Genomic DNA, 3,405 nt, shown 5'->3' with positions numbered 1-3,405 from the left:
GTGTTGAATGCCAAATTAAATGATAAATAGTTCTTCAATTTATTTGGTTAGGATACAAGGTGAGATAACTATAATATTCAAATTAAATTGTCCGAGCTATTTATATTATTTGCTACGTGAGATAACTAAAAAATGCATCTAAGATGCACTTTTTTTGTTATAGTTTTCAAACACCGATTTAATTCCATATGCAATTCTAAGACTTATATCTAAATCTTCGAACACCTCGTATATTGCCTCTGTATTCCAGAATATATCCGTTGGGTGGGCAAGCCCTATTGTCATATTTCTCATAACGAAACATATTTCCCAGTCAAGTTCATTCTCTATTAAACGACACCATTCACTTCGATTATTAATGACAATATCAAATGAATAATAAGCGAATGTTTCTATGCTCCTGATTGTACCAACACATTTGACCTCATCTTTATTTTTATATATATAATCCATTTTCTTATCCCAACTCATTATCATTAAAGGCCATCATGACAGTATCTGTATCTATGATATTCTGATTTCTATTATTGCCTGCCAATAGACTTTTATTGCACAATTGATTAATCAATCGTGGTACACCATTTGATACATTTATAATGGCCTCTATGGCACTTGCTTCAAATACCTGTTGATGGCATCCAGCTCCTTTAAGCTTCTCCTGAATATATTTTCGTGATTCCTCTTTGTTAAGATTTTCTATATGATAGTTCATGACTATTCTCTGTTTTAATGGCTCGTGTATCGCCAGATTAAACGTATTATTGAGCTGCGGCAGTCCTGCTAACAGAACGACTGCCTGATCACTTGAATCCATTTCAAAATTAAAGAGTATTTTTAGATCGTTAAGTATTCCATTTCTTAAATAGTTTGCTTCATCGAGAATGATAATCAGTGTCATTCTTTTTTCGATGGTATATCTTTCTATGGCTTTTTGAATGGCCTTGAAATTATCGCTTTTTCGATGATATGCTTCCAGTCCCAATGCTTCTGCCAGCTGTCTATAGAATTCCATCACTGTTAATGTTGACATGGGTATATAGATAACTTTATATGCTGATTGATTAAGACTCTTGACCCAATGCCTTATCATGGTTGTTTTGCCTCGACCTGGCCCTCCAGTTAAGACACCAAATCCTTTTGTCTGTACAAGATAGTTCAATCTGAATATCAGTTCCTTATAATCATTTGTTTCTACTAGGACATCTTTTGAATTCTTGATGAATGGATTGAATTCCAGTCCATATCTGCTGGTATAGTTCATGTTATTTTTCCTCCGTAAATTTTATTTTATTTCGTTTAACAGTTGCATTTGCCTGTTTGTCAAGCAGATGTATTTCTTCCAGTTCACCTGATTCCTTATCGACGATATAAATTTTAGATAAATCTGGTGAATATCTTAAAAGCAGTTTCTGTCCTGCATATCTGTAATTGACCTCATATTCTTTTTGATCTATCATGATGACGTTATCGTTAGATACTTTTCTCTCTTTTTCTATAAGGAATATTTTGTCTATCTTTTCATCATCATATCTTTGGATGAGTGATGACTCTTCAAAGAATCTATCCTGCGGTGTCTTTTTGTTCAAGGACCTGTGGATGGTTTGATTATATCGTTGTACATACTGCATTAATGACTCCCTCAATTCATCAAGACTCTTATAATCATTCATATGAAGTCCTGACATCCATTGTTCCTTCATCGTTTTAAACCATCTTTCTATCTTGGCTTTTGATGTAGGTGTCCTTACGGCACAGTAATTGATAACTGTTCCCATTCGTGCTGCTAATAATGTCATTTGATTGCATCTGTAATTTGCACCATTGTCGAAGTTAAATATCTTTGGTTTTCCATGCTTTTTTACCGCACTTTTAATGACACTCATCAGATTTATGTAATTATCATTCAGGAATATATCTATGCCAACGATATATCTTGAGGCATCATCTATTAATGCGATAATATATGTTCGCTCTTTTTTTCCATCAATTTTGAGGTATGGTCCTACACTCGAATCCCCACACCAGACTTCATTGATATGTTTTCTTTCATATCTTCGCATATCCCTGTTTCTTGTAGGTGTATCTTCTTTTTTGAGTCGATTGACGACCCTGTTGACAGTGGATAAGGATATTTCTTTTGCCCTGATGGTACCATTATCTTTTAGCTTTTGATAGACGAGTGTTGCGGGTAGCCTAGGATATTCCTTAATTAAATAGGATATTTGAGTCATGATATCCTCATCTACCTTTCTATATGTCGCCTTGTCACTTCTTGACTGTGGCTTCAATCCATCAAAGCCATTTTTCATATATGCTCGATACCATCTTGCAATCGTATATGCACTTATCTTATAGTCCTCACCATTTGGATGCTCATATACCCTGGAAGCTGCCTGAGTAAAAAATGCTGACTTGGATAAATTATCATCAATTGTCCCAGTGACCAGCGGGGCTATGATTCCATATCGAAATAAAGCGATATCTGTTGATTTTTTTGCGTTCATTTGTCTTGTTCCTCCTTATACAGCTGCCATTGTATATGAAGTTTAAGGTATTCGAAAGTCAGGCTATGTGGGTAAGATTATATAGAATATTTGGTGTGCATTTAATTTGCATAAACTGTCTTTTAAAATGAAAAAAGCACTGAAAAACCAAAGAACTATCTAATTGAATATTTTCAGATAGTAGTCTTTGTTTCCAATGCATCGTATACTGTTTCTTTATGTAGGAAATATTGGATTCATCTATATTTGGATTTTCAATCATAAGCTGATTCAAATCCTGCATAGAATTTGAGCGAATAATGGATAGAGTGTCATGAAATAGAATTTGACTATAAGGAATAATGACAGATAGTAAAAATGCATGTGTATGATGACAATGCTTACATTTGAATCTTTGGATTTTAAGGGGAATGATGCCATCTGGTGTTTTGATTTTGCGCGTATAAAAGCCATGCCTGATAAGATGTCCTTTATGATGACATGGACATTCTAGAGAAGCGATATTAAGATCTTCAAGACATTCATTATAAAATGTTTGCATTCTAGAAAAGTTTTGATTGAATGTGTCTGAGTAATAGGTTATCATATAAGTGTTCTATGAACAGAGGATAAAGGCTAGCATTGGTGTGAGAGGCTTTATCCTTTTCCTTTCCAGCTATTATCATACTAAAATAGTCTTATCATTTAAAGTGATTATTTCTTATTCATTCACTTTGATAAGACTTTTTCTTTTATTTTGACTATTTTCTTTATTTTTCTTTTTATTTAATTTGGCATTCAACAAGAAAGCAGGGACGCAAAATACTTGCACCCCTGCTTGATTGAGCTTTCTGTATCTAAGGAGTTAGGCGGTAAGCCCATGCTCTCGGAACTCTGCATAACGTCCGAACCTGTCCCGCCA

At 34.2% G+C, this 3,405-nt stretch carries 5 protein-coding genes; all 5 read right to left on the bottom strand.

The window, feature by feature from the left end; all coding sequences use genetic code 11:
* Positions 1-138: 138 nt before the first annotated feature.
* Positions 139-453, bottom strand: a complete 315-nt coding sequence (locus B5E75_RS14080; protein WP_143746982.1) for a hypothetical protein — start codon at positions 451-453, stop codon at positions 139-141.
* Positions 454-457: 4 nt separating this feature from the next.
* Complete coding sequence (locus B5E75_RS14075) at positions 458-1,261, bottom strand: ExeA family protein (protein WP_087297733.1); 804 nt, start codon at positions 1,259-1,261, stop codon at positions 458-460.
* 1 nt (position 1,262) lies between these two features.
* Positions 1,263-2,504, bottom strand: a complete 1,242-nt coding sequence (locus B5E75_RS14070) for a DDE-type integrase/transposase/recombinase (protein WP_087360553.1) — start codon at positions 2,502-2,504, stop codon at positions 1,263-1,265.
* Positions 2,505-2,562: 58 nt separating this feature from the next.
* The gene (locus tag B5E75_RS15125; RefSeq protein ID WP_420866416.1) at positions 2,563-3,045 is read right to left on the bottom strand and encodes a DUF6431 domain-containing protein; all 483 of its coding nucleotides are present in this window, start codon (positions 3,043-3,045) and stop codon (positions 2,563-2,565) included.
* Between the two features lie 236 nt (positions 3,046-3,281).
* Positions 3,282-3,405: lysozyme family protein (locus tag B5E75_RS14060; protein WP_477377816.1), on the bottom strand; the 124-nt coding region annotated here is incomplete at its 5' end.

This window comes from Massiliimicrobium timonense (genome assembly GCF_002160865.1).
Classification (GTDB): Bacteria; Bacillota_I; Bacilli_A; order Erysipelotrichales; family Coprobacillaceae; genus Allocoprobacillus.
The sequence above is the reverse complement of the archived record's forward strand: the minus strand, read 5'-3'. Positions and strand labels throughout refer to the sequence as shown.

What these genes read in the sequence shown, in the direction of transcription:
- B5E75_RS14080 (WP_143746982.1), bottom strand. Translation starts at nt 453, where the DNA reads ATGGATTATATATATAAAAATAAAGATGAGGTCAAATGTGTTGGTACA.
- B5E75_RS14075 (WP_087297733.1), bottom strand. Translation starts at nt 1,261, where the DNA reads ATGAACTATACCAGCAGATATGGACTGGAATTCAATCCATTCATCAAG.
- B5E75_RS14070 (WP_087360553.1), bottom strand. Translation starts at nt 2,504, where the DNA reads ATGAACGCAAAAAAATCAACAGATATCGCTTTATTTCGATATGGAATC.
- B5E75_RS15125 (WP_420866416.1), bottom strand. Translation starts at nt 3,045, where the DNA reads ATGCAAACATTTTATAATGAATGTCTTGAAGATCTTAATATCGCTTCT.